9 protein-coding genes are annotated in these 14,546 nt (G+C 37.7%); 6 read left to right on the plus strand and 3 right to left on the minus strand.

All coding sequences use genetic code 11. The features are described 5' to 3' along the window. The first annotated feature begins 9 nt into the window (after window positions 1-9). Window positions 10-2,541, plus strand: coding sequence for a hypothetical protein (locus B5D25_RS03835; RefSeq protein ID WP_078786560.1), 2,532 nt, complete (start codon window positions 10-12; stop codon window positions 2,539-2,541). A 171-nt stretch (window positions 2,542-2,712) separates the two neighbouring features. On the opposite strand, the gene B5D25_RS03840 is transcribed toward B5D25_RS03835, so the two are convergent. The 3 genes from B5D25_RS03840 to B5D25_RS03850 all read right to left on the minus strand — a co-directional run bounded on the left by B5D25_RS03840 (window position 2,713) and on the right by B5D25_RS03850 (window position 5,660). Beyond that, window positions 2,713-3,738, minus strand: coding sequence for a glycosyltransferase family 2 protein (locus B5D25_RS03840; RefSeq protein ID WP_078786562.1), 1,026 nt, complete (start codon window positions 3,736-3,738; stop codon window positions 2,713-2,715). Beyond that, window positions 3,731-4,393, minus strand: a complete 663-nt coding sequence (locus tag B5D25_RS03845) for a phosphatase PAP2 family protein (protein ID WP_078786564.1) — start codon at window positions 4,391-4,393, stop codon at window positions 3,731-3,733. The genes B5D25_RS03840 and B5D25_RS03845 overlap by 8 nt, the downstream gene beginning before the upstream one ends. Window positions 4,394-4,514: 121 nt before the next feature. Continuing rightward, window positions 4,515-5,660: a GGDEF domain-containing protein gene (locus tag B5D25_RS03850; protein WP_159444075.1), complete on the minus strand. Its 1,146-nt coding sequence runs from the start codon at window positions 5,658-5,660 to the stop codon at window positions 4,515-4,517. 192 nt (window positions 5,661-5,852) lie between these two features. Between B5D25_RS03850 and ppk1 the strand changes: the two genes are divergently transcribed. The 5 genes from ppk1 to B5D25_RS03875 all read left to right on the plus strand — a co-directional run bounded on the left by ppk1 (window position 5,853) and on the right by B5D25_RS03875 (window position 14,537). Next, window positions 5,853-7,919 carry a polyphosphate kinase 1 gene (gene ppk1, locus B5D25_RS03855; RefSeq protein ID WP_078786568.1) on the plus strand — a complete coding sequence of 689 codons (2,067 nt, stop codon included), beginning with the start codon at window positions 5,853-5,855 and terminating at the stop codon, window positions 7,917-7,919. Continuing rightward, complete coding sequence (locus B5D25_RS03860; protein WP_078786570.1) at window positions 7,879-9,486, plus strand: sensor histidine kinase; 1,608 nt, start codon at window positions 7,879-7,881, stop codon at window positions 9,484-9,486. The genes ppk1 and B5D25_RS03860 overlap by 41 nt, the downstream gene beginning before the upstream one ends. Then, window positions 9,487-10,359: a GerMN domain-containing protein gene (locus B5D25_RS03865; protein ID WP_078786572.1), complete on the plus strand. Its 873-nt coding sequence runs from the start codon at window positions 9,487-9,489 to the stop codon at window positions 10,357-10,359. Further along, window positions 10,360-12,960, plus strand: coding sequence for a DNA internalization-related competence protein ComEC/Rec2 (locus B5D25_RS03870; protein WP_143000647.1), 2,601 nt, complete (start codon window positions 10,360-10,362; stop codon window positions 12,958-12,960). It abuts the gene before it with no gap. 194 nt (window positions 12,961-13,154) lie between these two features. Beyond that, window positions 13,155-14,537, plus strand: a complete 1,383-nt coding sequence (locus B5D25_RS03875; protein WP_078786576.1) for a hypothetical protein — start codon at window positions 13,155-13,157, stop codon at window positions 14,535-14,537. Window positions 14,538-14,546 lie beyond the last annotated feature (9 nt).

The following is a 14,546-nucleotide window of genomic DNA, read 5'->3' on the forward strand; positions in this document are numbered from 1 at the left end:
GAAATAATTATGAGAAAGAAAAGATTCATAGCTATGACTTTATGTGTTGCAATGGCATTCAGCATGACAAGCTGCGGATATAAAGACAGTAAAAAAGTAGATGTTAATAATCCTAATGCAGTAAATGTTGAAGAGACAGAAGCTGTAAATGATATTGAAGCAGATGATGACGGTACTGAAGCAACAACTGAAGCTGCAGGGAAAAATACAGAAACTGAAGGTGCCCTCGAAAAGGCTTTGAAAAATACAGATAAGTCAAAGGTTATCGGAACAGAGAAGGTTATAGATAAAGATGAAACTGTTTATGTAGTAGCTGATGCTGCAGGAAATAAGCAGGAAGTTATAGTAAGCGAGTGGCTTAAGAATAATGAGAAAAAGGATGTTCTCGAAGATGTCAGTGATCTTGAAGATATAGAGAATGTCAAGGGTGATGAAACATTTACAAAGGACGGAAACAGTATTACCTGGAATGCAAAAGGCAATCCTATATATTACCGTGGAAAGACAGATAAAGAGCTTCCTTTAGGCGTGAAGATTACATACTATCTTGACGGAAAAGAAGTAAGTCCTGAAGAGATAGCAGGTAAGAAAGGCTCTGTTAAGATCAGATTTGATTATATTAATAACTCTAAGCAGGGAGATGTATATACACCATTTATCATGGGTACGGGATTTTATCTTGATAATACCAGATTCAGCAATGTGTCTGTGACGAACGGTAAGTACGTATCTGACGGAAATAAGAGCGTTGTTATAGGATATGGTATGCCGGGGCTTGATAAGAGCCTTAATACGGATATATCTAAATATGGGGTATCAATAGGCAATTATTTTGAGGTTACTGCAGATACAACAGACTTTAAGCTTGATATGACACTTACAATCGCAGCTACAGGACTTTTATATGATGATGCGGAAGGTATCGATCTTGCCGGTCTTGAGAAAAATGTGGGAAGTCTGCTTAATGAGTATAAGGGTGGCGTAGATAAGCTTTATGAAGGTATAGCAGAATATACTGATGGTGTTGGAAAGATTTCGGAAGGTACTGTAAAGATAGCTGACGGAGCTGAGAAGTTAAAGGACGGAAGCGATAAACTTTACGATGGCGGTGTAACTCTTTCGGAGGCAATAGAACAGGCTGATGGCGGTGCAGGAAAACTTAAAGAAGCATTTGAGGGTGAAAACGGAATCCTTGACGGATCAAAGAAAATATCTGATGGACTTAATACTTTAAATGAATCGGTTAAGAATATAAATCTTCCGGAAATTCCACACGCGGCTGATATAGAATTCACCGCTGAGGATAAGGAGAAGGCTGCAGCGGCCATAGCAAAATCTGCTGAGGAAAGACTTAAGAAAGAAGGCATTAGTATAGATACTACCGATCTTGATGCTCTTTCAAGCATGTCTGAAGATGAGAAGGTAGCTGCTATTTCAGCAAAGGCTGCCGAGGCTGCAAAGGTTGATCCTAACATCGAAAGAATCATTTCCGATGAAGCTGTTCAGGGACTTATAAATGATGCTGTAAATGGTATTATTGAAGAAAAGACAGATGAATATATGGCATCAGAATCAGGACAGGCTGCTGTTTATGATGCGCTTGCAGAGTATAAAGCAAATACTATTTATTCTGTAATGGGTAGTTCAGATGCGCCATCGGAACTTGCACTTGCTGCCATGGGTGGACTTAAGGCTCAGTATGCTGCAAATGGAGTTGAACTTTCTGACAGTGATGCATATGCAGCACTTTATGAGGGTGTAGAGGCAAAGGTTTCTTCTGATGAAAATGTAGCTGCTGCAACCGAAATGCTTAAGCCATATGTAAGAAGTAAAGTTAGAAGTAATATAGCTGATAATTACGGCGCAGATATTGAAAGCGGTGTAGTAGACGGATTCAAAACTATAATCGGTAAATCTTACGCAGCAGGTTACGGAAAAGCTTATTCTGAACTTGGAAAGGAAATGCAGGATATTGCAGGAAATCTGAAATATATAATCAGCGTATATGCAGATGAGGGAGTTATGTATGGTCTTGATCAGGGGCTTGAATCAGTAAGAACTAAAATGAGTGGTTTTGAACCTAAGATAGCTGAGCTTAAAGAGGGTGTAAATAAGCTTTCTGAAGGTTCTAAGAAGCTTGATACAGGGCTTAATCAGGTTTACCAGGGTAATTCAAGTCTTAAGGAAGGACTTGATAGAATATTTGCAGGAGTGCCTGTATTTACATCAGGACTCAGTGATCTTAGAGCAGGTGCAGATCAGTTAAGCAGCGGTGCAGGAACACTTAAGGGCGGAGCAACATTACTTGACAGTCACAGTGATGAACTTAAGGAAGGTTCTAAGAAGCTTAAAGATGCGACAAATCAGGTTGTTGATAAGATCGGCGGAGCTAAAAAAGATATTGATAACATTTCTGTAAATGCTAAAAAGATTATTGAAGCCGGAAAAGAATATGATAACTTCGGTGGAATTGAAAAAGGAATGACAGGAAATGTTAAGTTCATCTTCAAGACCGGAGAAGTATCTGAAAATGAAGAGTAATCCGGGTACAGGTTCCTCGGTGTAAGCATAAAAAGAATTATTTAGATGGTTGGTTTTAAAAGTATATAGATGTCGTGATCTAAAAGGTATAGAAAAACCGTGGCAGTATATTCATAATCCATAAAGACTGAATGGATGACAAATATACTGCCACGGTTTTATTTTGAAAATTTAGTTAAAGCCTACAAGTCTCTGGGAAATCGTATATCCCACTTTTATGATCCACATTCCCGGACGGGTCTTCATCTGCATGGCCTTTCCGAGGAAATGTCTATGAACATATTTGTACTGCGAACTGTGCTTTTTGAGATAAGCCCAAATCTCATCACGTTTAGCAAGAGACTCAGGTGTACCTATCTTGATAAGGAAAGCTGTTGATATAGTCATCATCATTGCAAGATACTGACTCATATATCTTCTTAACTTACCATTGTCGATATTTCTGAGATTATGATCATCGATCATGAGCTTTGTTACAAGAATCTGCTGATCGATACGTCCCATCATAACCTTTTCATTTACGGACTGATCGCTTCTGCCGATAACATAATGATATAGATCAACATCAAGATAATAAATCTTCTTTACATATGGAAGAGGATGATATACATAAATATTATCAACATAGAAAGTATGCTTTGGCATTTTGATGCCGGATTTTCTTAAAAGCTCTGTTCTGTAAATTACCGAATGCATGAGGATATTCTGCCAAGGCATGAATCTGCCGAGCTTATCCCATGTAAATGGTGTTCTTACAGGCATAACTTTTCTGTAATTGATCCTTTTCTTATGAACCTTTCCGGACTTCTCATAAACATAATCGGAAATGATCATATCGAAAGAATTATCCATTGATTCATTTTCGGATAAAAAGTTCATAACGGCAGCGAGAGCGCGGCGGTTAAGCCAGTCATCGCTATCAAGAACCTTATAATATTTTCCTTTTGCTTCGGAAAGACCGGTCATTACTGCATCACCATGTCCACCGTTTTCTTTATGAATAACACGGATTATATCCGGATATTTTGCTGCGTAAGCATCTGCCATCTCAGGTGTCTTATCTGAAGAACCGTCATCAACTATGATAACTTCGATTCTGTCATCTCCGATGAGAGTTGATTTAAGCGCTCTTCTAAGATAATCCTGTGAATTATAACAAGGTATAGCTATAGTGAGGAGTTTATCTTTATTATGCATTTACTGCTCCTTTCCTCGTTCTCCATATTTTAATATCATTTGGCAGATATACCAAAAGATAGAAGATAAATGCCATTACAAATGCGCCTATAACATCTATTATAGAGTGCTGTTTCAAAAATACCGTTGCCAGTATTATGAGAACAGAAAGAATTACCGTAAAGGTAGTCAAAATTTTGTGCTTATTCCTAAGGTTGGATCTGAGTATCGCAACTTCAACGCAGACTGTATTATATACATGAATGCTAGGGAATACGTTGGTTGGTGTATCTGTCTTATAAAGGAATCTTACTATATCTGCGCAGAAATTATCTCTTGTGACATTTATAGGTCTAAGGTTGAGTGCATTCGGCCATACATAGCAAATGACTAAAAATGCGGTCATTCCCAATGCGAGAAACCATGCGAGTTTCTTGAAACCTTCAAAGTCGAAGAGTATAAAAGCGCCCACCGATACGAAGATAAATAAAAACCACAGATAATATGGAATTATAAAAAATTCGCAAAATGGGATAGCATCATCTAAAGAAGAATGGATGTAGTTAAAATCTACATCTTTTCTTTTTTCAAGAAGAAAAAAACAGATGAAATATGCCGGGATGTATAGTAACCAAAGAAAATATTTGTATTTTTGAAACTTGGATCTTTCGTTCATTGTATAACAGCCTTACTCCTTAAATATCATTTGCTGATGCACACTAAGTATCAGTTTATGATAAAAGATTGATTCTGTCAAAGATTAGTTACGAATATTTACAAAAGATCTGAAAGTTTTTTTATCGGCGTTTGTTGCCGGTTTTTGCGTAGTAATCGTCCTTGTCTTTGTACATGAGAGCATCGATGTGCTTCATGAAATCTCCTTCGGATACATTTTTATAATCAAATATGTCACCGCCTATGGCAGCTGAAAGCTTATAAGGCTTTTTTGAAGTGTTATTACGTTCATTTAAGGCATTTCTGATGGACTCAATATATGGATCCAGACTCTCGGATTTGAATCTTCTCAGAATGACCACAAACTCATCTCCGGCGAATCGGATTACGACTCCTTCGGTTTTGATACTGTTTGTGAGAATATCTGCGAATTCTACAAGAGCATTATCACCTTCTGTATGCGAATAATTATCGTTTATGGATTTGAAGTCATTCATATCGATCATGATGGCGCCGACTCTTTCTTTGCGCTTTTTGATAAAACTCTTCTGAAGTTTATCCAGCTCGTAACGATTATAGACGCCGGTCAGCTTGTCGATAAATATACATTCATTCTGAAGGCATATGACCATAGCGGAAAATGCGATGGCAAAGCTTACAGGCTGAAGAGATATACCGTATATAAGAGTCTGAGTCACTGCGCTGAGAAGTATCGGAAGTAAAAACTGCCATGCCGGGAAATATCTTACAGAAGCGCTCTTAAGCTTGCCGTAAAGGTAGATCATGTAACCGTAAATGATCAGTCCGAAACCTGCTACCACATAGAGATAATAAAGCTTTTCGCGGTGATAAACATTTTCTGATGAAATCTTAAATACCACAGGTTTAAAGAAGTTGATGATAAGAATGACAACTTCCAAAGATGTGATTATTGTAAAAAATATAACCTGATTAACATAGATAACTTTATCTATATGCTTTGAAATGATATATATAACGCCGATTCCGATTAACAGGTTATATAGATATAAATATGTATTGCCGGCATATGCGATCCAGTTGCTCAGGGTGCCCGGCTTGCCGTCAAAGCATGCGACAACTGCGTCGGCGATACAGTTTGTGATTGACACGAGGATCATTCCGAACAGCATGTAGCTTTCTTTTTTACGGGCAGGAAGACTCCAGCCTTTTGTAACCAGAATTATTATAAGAAGAACGACGCCGACGGCATCATTTACTATGATTGATTGAATATTAAGCGAAGACATACCCCTGTTCCTTTCGTTAATATAAATACAATAGTATGATAACATTAAACGAGGCGGAATGTCATTATTTTTTCAATAATTCATAACTTATATCGGCTTTTATATAAACGTTTCTTGTGATATAATTCAAAACATGGGATTGCTTTTTAAAGGTTACTGATTGGCAGGCAAAAGAATATAAGGGGTGCTTAAATGAAGGATGTTTACGAAAATAGGGAGTTATCGTGGCTTAAGTTCAATGAAAGAGTTCTTGAAGAGGCAGAGGATGTAAGGATTCCGCTGTGTGAGAGACTTAGTTTTATTTCGATTTTTCAGACAAATCTTGATGAATTTTTCATGGTAAGAGTTGGATCGCTCCATGATCAGATGCTCCTCGAGGATAATCCGAGAGAGAATAAAACCAATATGACCGCCGAAGAGCAGATAGATGCTATTGCAGACAGAGTTAAAGTTCTTTCTGCCAGACATTCTCTTGCATATAGAGAACTTATGGAAGAGTTTGAGAAGCATGGCATAAAGATTATTAATTTTGCCAAGCTTGATGAGAAAGAGGGAGAATATCTTAAGAGCTATTTTGACAGAGAGATTCTTCCACTGCTCTCACCTATGACGGTTACCAAGAAGCAGCCGTTTCCATTTATAAAGAATAATGAAATCTATGCGGTTTCTGTTCTTGCAAATAAGAATAATAAGGAACGTCTCGGAATCATTCCGTGTAATGACGGAATGTTCAGAAGGCTTATTCAGATTCCGGGAAGCAAGGGATATTATATGCTTGCCGAGGAGTTGATCCTTCATTTCCTTCCGGACGTTTTTTCGGGATATACAGTAGTAAGTAAATCTCTTGTAAGAGTTACAAGAAATGCGGATATTGACGCAGATAAAGTATATGATGAAGAGCTTAATTACAGAGACCATATGGCTGAAGTCATAAAGCAGAGACGTAAACTATGTCCTGTGCGTATGGAATATACCAGAGATATGGATAAGACCGTACTCAGCCGTATAAGAGATCATCTGAATATCAGTGAAAATATGCTATTTAAAAAGGGTGCTCCTCTTGATATGTCTTTTGTCTTTGATATCCAGGACATATTGCGTCATAAACCTGAGCTCTTCTTTGAGAAGAGGATTCCTCAGAAGTCTCCGCAGTTTGATGAGACAAAACCTTTGATACCACAGATCATAGAAAGTGATAAATTGCTTTCTTATCCATTTGAAAGTATAAGACCGTTCCTTAATATGCTTGTTGAGGCGGCGAACGATCCGGATGTGGTATCCATAAAGATGACTTTATATAGACTTGCCAAGCATAGTAAGGTGGTTGAAGCCCTTGTTGAAGCGGCAGAAAACGGTAAACAGGTAGATGTACTTGTTGAATTGAAGGCAAGATTTGATGAAGAGAATAATATCGAGTGGTCAAGAACTCTTGAAAAGGCCGGATGCCATGTCATTTACGGACTTGAAGGGCTTAAGGTTCATTCAAAACTCTGCCTTATTACAAGAAGGACGACCGATGGAGTTGGCTATATAACTCAGATTGGAACCGGAAATTACAATGAGAAGACATCGAGACTTTATACCGATCTTTCGATAATGACTTCAAATGAAGCAATAGGTGCGGAAGCTGCAAATATATTTAAAAAGCTTTCGCTTAATCAGGTTGTTAAGCAGACAGAGCATCTTATGGTTGCGCCGAAATGCCTTCAGAATAAGGTGATCGAAAGAATTGAAAGAGAGATTCAGGCAGCCAAAGAAGGTAAAGAAGCATATCTTGGATTTAAGATCAATTCATTGACAGATAAAAAAATCATTGATAAATTAATCGAGGCTTCCCAAGCGGGAGTTAAGATTGAGATGGTAATAAGGGGAATATGCTGTCTTAAGGCAGGAATTCCGGGAGTTACCGAGAATATAAGTATTATAAGTATAGTAGGAAGATTCCTTGAACACTCAAGAATATATATATTCGGCAAGGGTGAGAGAGAGGAAATATATATTGCGTCGGCAGACTTTATGACAAGAAATACAGTCAGAAGAGTTGAAGTTGCTGCACCGGTATATGATGAAAAATCAAAGGGTATGATAAAAGATATATTTACCCTTATGCTTCAAGATAATTGTAAAGCAAGAAAGCAGGAACCGGATGGAACTTATGTAAGAGTTCCGGAGGGTGAAAAAATAATAAATGCACAGGAAAGATTGTACGAGATAGCATATGAAAAAGCGGCAGGAAACGGTACAGCCGTCAAAGAGTAAGACAACAGAAGAATTAAAATCCGAGAAGACCGGAGAAACTTCGGAATTACGATCAGCAGATGAAACTGGCATACTTACGCCTGAAGAGATGGATATAATCGATGACGGATTTGATATTGAGAAGAGAAAGATCAAGAAGAAGCGCAAGAATTATTTTCTCAGTGCAAGTATCAAATCATTTGTCTTTGTGTCTACAGTTATTGTATTTGTGGTTTGTATGGCACTTTTCAGTATAGGTGTCATACGTTCGCTTAAGTCATCAGAGGAAAGAGAACTAAGACATGATACATATGTAAATGCAGGATCTTTGGCTGATCAGATCGGAAGGGAGAATAATACCCTTTCCGGAAAAGAAGTAAAGATAAGCGATGACCTGGATATATTTGCACAGATGCAGAAGGGGCGCATCATTCTGATTGGCAGAGATTACAGGGTAATCAAGGATACTTACGGATTCGAAGACGGAAAGTACATTATCGGAAATGATGTATTTGAAGTCATGAAGGGTGATGTTCCGGAAATCAGCAGAACGGTTGGTGATTATGTAGAGATAATCCTTCCTGTAAAACATAATAATGTGATCATAGGTACGCTTATATCCACAGCGGGTGTTAAGCAGATAAATATACAGAATAAGAAACTTTATACAGGGAGTATCTGGGTATTTATAGCTGTTCTTGTAATAGGTATCTTATCTATAGCAGGTATTGCATATCTTTCTGTGCGTGAACTTAACAGGATTAACAGACAGATTTATGAGATTTCCGAAGGGGATTTCCAGAATCGTCTTAAAGTCAGAGGATTTAAGGAAACAAGATATCTTGCCGATAATTATAATGCGGTATTGAAGAAGCTTGATTCCATAGATAGTACAAGACAGGAATTCGTATCAAATGTGTCACATGAGTTGAAAACTCCTATCACATCCATGAAGGTTCTGGCTGAATCCATACAGCAGAATGATAGCGATAATATTGAAATGTACCGCGAGTTCATGTCGGATATAGTTGATGAGCTTGACAGAGAAACTAAGATGATCAATGACCTTCTTACTCTTGTTAAGACAGACCGTCAGAATGCTGTCCTTAATATTGAGGAGAAGAGCATCAATGAACTGATCGAGGTCATCATTAAGAGAGTTACTCCTATTGCGGATAAGCGCGGAATCAAGATTATTTATGAAAGTTACCGTGATGTAACGGCGGAAATTGATGAAGTAAAACTTTCGCTTGCGCTTTCAAATCTTATTGAAAATGCTGTCAAATATAATGTAGATAACGGATGGGTCAAGATTTCCCTGAATGCGGATGTGAAATCATTTTACCTGAAGATTGCTGACTCGGGTGTTGGTATTCCGGATGATGCGAAGGAAAAGGTATTTGACAGATTCTACAGAGTTGATAAGGCGAGAAGCCGTGATACGGGTGGTACAGGACTTGGTCTTGCAATTGCCAGAAATGCCATTGTTTCCCATGATGGAAATATAAGGCTTTACAGTGAACAGGGTAAAGGTACGACATTTACGGTCAGAATACCTATTAAGCATGAAGTGGAAGAGGAAGAATAAATGAGTAAAAAGAAAAATAAAGTTTTAATATGCTTATTCTTCGCCGGAATCATGTCATTTGTATCCTGTGGCAAAAATACTGATAAAAAGAAAAAGAATGAAGATATTCCCAAAGAGAATATCGTAAATATATATCATTCGGAGGAACAGGGAATAACAATCGGAGATGAATATCTTTTGAAGCAGCCGGATTCATTTAATGCTTCTGTTGAAGAAGTTGTAAGTGCATTTAAATCCGAAGGTGCCCTTTCTATTGTGAGCATAATACCGGATGAATATAATAATATAAATATCACTGTTGCTAAGAAGGAAGATCTTTCTGATGAAGAACTTCTTCTTGAAGAGGCGGCACTTGTTAAGACGTTTTCTCAGATTGCCGGTATTGGTGATATTACCATTAGTTTTGATTCGAAAGACGACGAGGATTCGATAAAATTTACGTCGGATTCATTTTTCTTCTATGATGAAGCGAGTGGAGCCAATAATACCATTGAGGTTAGCTGTTATATTCCTAACAGTCAGGGAAAAAAGCTTATGAGAGTCCTTCCGGTTCTTGAAGTTGAAAGCGGTGAGTCGCCGGAAATGGCTATTCTTAAATATCTTAAGAGCCAGGGTGTTTATAATGAAGATACGGAGATAATCAATGTATTTACAAGAGGCGGTATTTGTTATATCAACTTCTCTGAACATTTTCAGGAAGGAAGCAGAAAGATTGCTGATGAGGTTGCGATTTATTCCATCGTAGACAGTCTGATCGGAACAAAGGGTATAAATGCTGTAAAGATTTATATCGACGGAGATGAAAGCGGAAAATACAGAGGAAAGCTGGATATATCCGAACCTTTGTTTTTTGAAGGAGGATTAATTGAATAATTGAAGAGACCGTTATGTATGGTAGGTATCATGTTTACACTTGGAGAGGTGTTGTGCAGATTCTGCCTTTTAACGGGGCATAAGGATATGGCTGTTTTGATCATGGCTGTATTTATATGTATTTTTATTATAAAGAAAATGGTTCTGCACGACAGGACCATTTTTTTTGATGCAAGGGACAGGCTTATAATGATAAGTTTCATTTTCGGGGCTGTATGGAGCATTGCATTTTACAGTGTTGATAAGGAGCTTTCTATAGGGGCGAGAGTTGAAGGAAATGTATGCGCCGTGGGAGTCTCAAAAAATGAGAAGGGTTACAGTGTGACCTTTAAGGCGGATGGCAGGAAATATCAGGCATTCTTAAAAGATGATGAAGTGATCTGTGAAGGATATGGATATTATATAAGCGGGAATATAAAGAAAATGCCTTCTGCAACCAATCCCGGAGAGTTCGACCAGAGGACTTATCTGAAAAGTAAAGGAGTCAGAAATTATCTTGAAATAAATTATATCCGGCGGGATAGAAAGTCGGATGACCATGTGAGAATATTTTTAAATAAATGCAGAAATCTGATGGCGGATTCTATAGACAGTCTTGGTTCTGGGAGAGTTACCGGAGTTTTGAAAGCAATGCTTTTGGGTGACAAGTCGGATCTTGGTAAAGATATCAGGAAGATGTATCAAAAGAATGGTATTGCTCATTTGCTTGCAATATCCGGACTTCATACGGCACTGATCGCATCATTTTTTAATGGGATTTTGAAAAGGCTAAAAGTGAGAAAGAAAAAGAGAGCGGGGCTTACGATAGTATTTCTGCTAATGTATGGGATAATGACAGGATTTTCGGAGGCGACCATCAGAGCATTTATCATTATTTCAGCCGGATGCGTGGCAGAAGCAATCGGCCGTACGAAGGATATGCCTACAGCACTCACTATCTCTGTTATCTATATGCTGATCATAAGACCGGATTCAGTAGTTAATTCGGGATTTTTAATGAGTTATGCAGCGGCTGCCGGAGTGATCACCTCGGATATTATTTATAGAACCATATATAATGACGAGAGATTTTTGGATATAAGGAGGAAATGGAGGAAAAAGTATAAGCATTTCGTAAAGGGAATCATCGGAACCATCAGTATAAATATTTTTATGCTGCCGATACTTATTTATTCATATTATGAAATTTCTTTATATAGTTTACTCGTAAATGCAGTGGTAATTCCCTTCCTTTCTTTTATAGTTTCGCTTGGATTTATCGCAGGCGTGATGGGGATATTTCCTTTAATGATACTTCCGGCAAAGGGGATATTTCTTCCGGTCAGACTGATGCTGAATGGGTATGAAATGATCTGTAAAACTGTGCTGAAATTTCCTGGAGCCCTGATCAATACAGGACATGTGAGTTGGCAAGGGGTGATCATTTATTATATTTTGCTCATCTTTTTGCTGGTGCTTTTTTGGAATATTTTTAGAAGTCGTAATGGTATTTTGGGCGGAAAAAATAAAATTGGAAATGCAAAGTGGAGAGATAGTAAAAATGGAAATGTCGGACAGGGCGATATAAAAAATGGAAATGTAAGACGTGGTAATATAAAAAATGAAAATGTAAGGCGGAGAGAGAAAAAATTGAGTTGTATATATTCCGGAGTCGGACTGATTTTTATGGCGATATTTCTGTTTTTTATTTCATTTGTAAATAGTAGAAGGGATTTTATGCTTTTTCTGGATGTGGGCCAGGGAAGTTCGGTTGTAATACATACAAAAGAAGGTTTTAATATGATTTATGACGGCGGTTCTACCAACAGAAAGACAGTTGGCGAAAATGTCATTGTTCCTGCTCTAAAATATTATGGTATGTCTCATATAGATATCATCTTTCTTTCTCATGGGGATGAGGATCATATAAATGGACTTATTTATATACTGCAAAATTCTGACCTGGAGGGAATTAAGGTTGACAAGCTGTGTGTTTCGGAGCAAGTGGTAGTAAATGATAATGTCAGAATGCTTTTTGATGCGGCAGAAAGATGCGGCTGTGAGATTGCGAGAGTTCATCCGGGAATGGATATAACTTATGGGCAGGCGAAGGTTAAGATCATTTATTCGGGAAGTAACCGCGTAGAGGATGAAATATCTTCCGGAGTAAAGAAAAATGAAATGATAAGTAGTACTGAAAAGAAAAATGAAACTACGGTGAATTCATATTCAGACAGGGAGGGTAATGAGATAAATGAGAATTCTCTGGTTGTAAAATTTGAATATCATGACATTTCGGCTCTTTTTACCGGGGATATCGGGAGTGAAACGGAGGGTAAAATCATAGGGAATCTTGAAGAAGCAGATATACTGCAATGCCCTCATCATGGATCGAAATATTCATCTTCAAGTGAATTTCTGAGAAAGGTAAATCCTTCGAAAGTAATCATTTCCTGTGGAAAGAATAATATATACGGTCATCCGGGGAAGGAAACTCTAGAACGTATAAAGGAAGTAGGAAGCGATATTTACCGAACTGATCAAGGCGGAGCGGTTACTGTTTATATGGGAGAGGATAAGTGTGAGATAAACTGTTTTATAAATGAATATAAAAAACGTTAATAATAAATTGTTACAAAAATAAAACTATTTAATTTGAAATGTTAAACTTTCTATATTCCACGTAAATGCGTCATTTATAGAATATATACGAAAATTTGACGTAACATTTTGTAACATTTACGTAACATTTCACTTGACACAAATGTAACATTAAGGGTATATTATTAACAGAAAGATATAAAAGGAGATAGTTTATGAAGTGTATTAAGAGGATATCGAAGGTTTGCTTAGGTGTATTACTTGCACTTACATTAAGTATATCCGGATTAGTACAGGGGGCAGACAGTAGGGTTGAAGCGGCAGTATTAAATAGTTCATATGTAGCTATAAGACCTTATATGAAGTATGGTAACTATGGTTCTAATGGATATGAAAGTTCAGATTACTGGTCATGTGCCGGATGGGTATCAAGAGTACTCTATACAGCAGGACTTGGCGGGAAACTGGGCGGATATATTCCGAATTTTGGCGATTATGCAGTAGCATCTGCATCAGGTCTCGAAAAGTTTATGAGATCCGATAACCATTTTACCTGTGTAGCTTATTACAACGATGATTATGGTCCAAATGCAGCAAATAAGCTTCTTTCTCAGATAGAAAGCGGAAATATTAAAGCAGGAGATATCATCATTTACTACGGTTATGGTGCTAGGATTGATAATTCAGGAACCAGAGAACATGCATCAATTATTCTGCCGGACAAGTTTAATGGAAGAACATCCAACAATAATCATTACGGCGAAGACAGATGGGGAAGACAGTATATAGGTCATCCGACAGTTGCTCATTCACTTAATTATCAATATGGTGTTGAGTTTTACACACCGATAGATGGTCATTTATATGTTGATGACGCAACAGGATATGCAGTTTATCGCATTAAAGAAGGAAATATTCTTGAAGGTGTTGAAAAACCTAAGCTTTCTAATGCTACTAAGAATACAGGTGAGGTAAAGAAGGCTACATATAATGGCGTTAAAGCCTGGAGATATGTTAAAAACGGTAAGGTTGATCCTTCGTACACAGGATTCGCACCAAATCAGTACGGAATATGGTATTTGAATAACGGTAGAGTTGATTTCTCCGCAAATGGTGTATTCAAGGGATATGTGGACGGTGAACTCGCATGGTGGTATGTCGAAGGAGGAAAAGTTACATTCAAGGATACTGTAGCCAAGAATCAGTATGGCTGGTGGTATGTGAATGACGGAAAAGTCGATTTCTCCTTTACCGGATTTGAATATAATAAATATGGTTTATGGTATATAAACAGTGGCAAGGTTAACTTCGGAGCAAATGGCGTATATAAAGGCTATGTTGACGGAGAACTTGCGTGGTGGTATGTAAAGAATGGCGAAGTTACATACACAGATACAGTCGCTAAAAACCAGTATGGCTGGTGGGCTGTTACCGATGGAAAGGTTGATTTCTCGGTAAATGGATTCGCACAGAATCAGTATGGATGGTTCGTTATTGAAGGCGGAAAAGTTAATTTTGGAGTAAATGGATATAGATACGGATACGTAAATGGAAAATACGGTATCTATAAAGTAAAGAATGGACAGGTTATTAAATAGCTAATTTAC

The sequence above is a fragment of the Eubacterium ruminantium genome, assembly GCF_900167085.1.
GTDB classification, from domain to species: Bacteria; Bacillota; Clostridia; order Lachnospirales; family Lachnospiraceae; genus Eubacterium_Q; species Eubacterium_Q ruminantium.

What these genes read in the sequence shown, in the direction of transcription:
- B5D25_RS03850 (WP_159444075.1), bottom strand. Translation starts at nt 5,660, where the DNA reads ATGTCTTCGCTTAATATTCAATCAATCATAGTAAATGATGCCGTCGGC.
- B5D25_RS03835 (WP_078786560.1), top strand. Translation starts at nt 10, where the DNA reads ATGAGAAAGAAAAGATTCATAGCTATGACTTTATGTGTTGCAATGGCA.
- B5D25_RS03840 (WP_078786562.1), bottom strand. Translation starts at nt 3,738, where the DNA reads ATGCATAATAAAGATAAACTCCTCACTATAGCTATACCTTGTTATAAT.
- B5D25_RS03865 (WP_078786572.1), top strand. Translation starts at nt 9,487, where the DNA reads ATGAGTAAAAAGAAAAATAAAGTTTTAATATGCTTATTCTTCGCCGGA.
- B5D25_RS03875 (WP_078786576.1), top strand. Translation starts at nt 13,155, where the DNA reads ATGAAGTGTATTAAGAGGATATCGAAGGTTTGCTTAGGTGTATTACTT.
- B5D25_RS03860 (WP_078786570.1), top strand. Translation starts at nt 7,879, where the DNA reads ATGAAAAAGCGGCAGGAAACGGTACAGCCGTCAAAGAGTAAGACAACA.
- B5D25_RS03845 (WP_078786564.1), bottom strand. Translation starts at nt 4,393, where the DNA reads ATGAACGAAAGATCCAAGTTTCAAAAATACAAATATTTTCTTTGGTTA.
- ppk1 (WP_078786568.1), top strand. Translation starts at nt 5,853, where the DNA reads ATGAAGGATGTTTACGAAAATAGGGAGTTATCGTGGCTTAAGTTCAAT.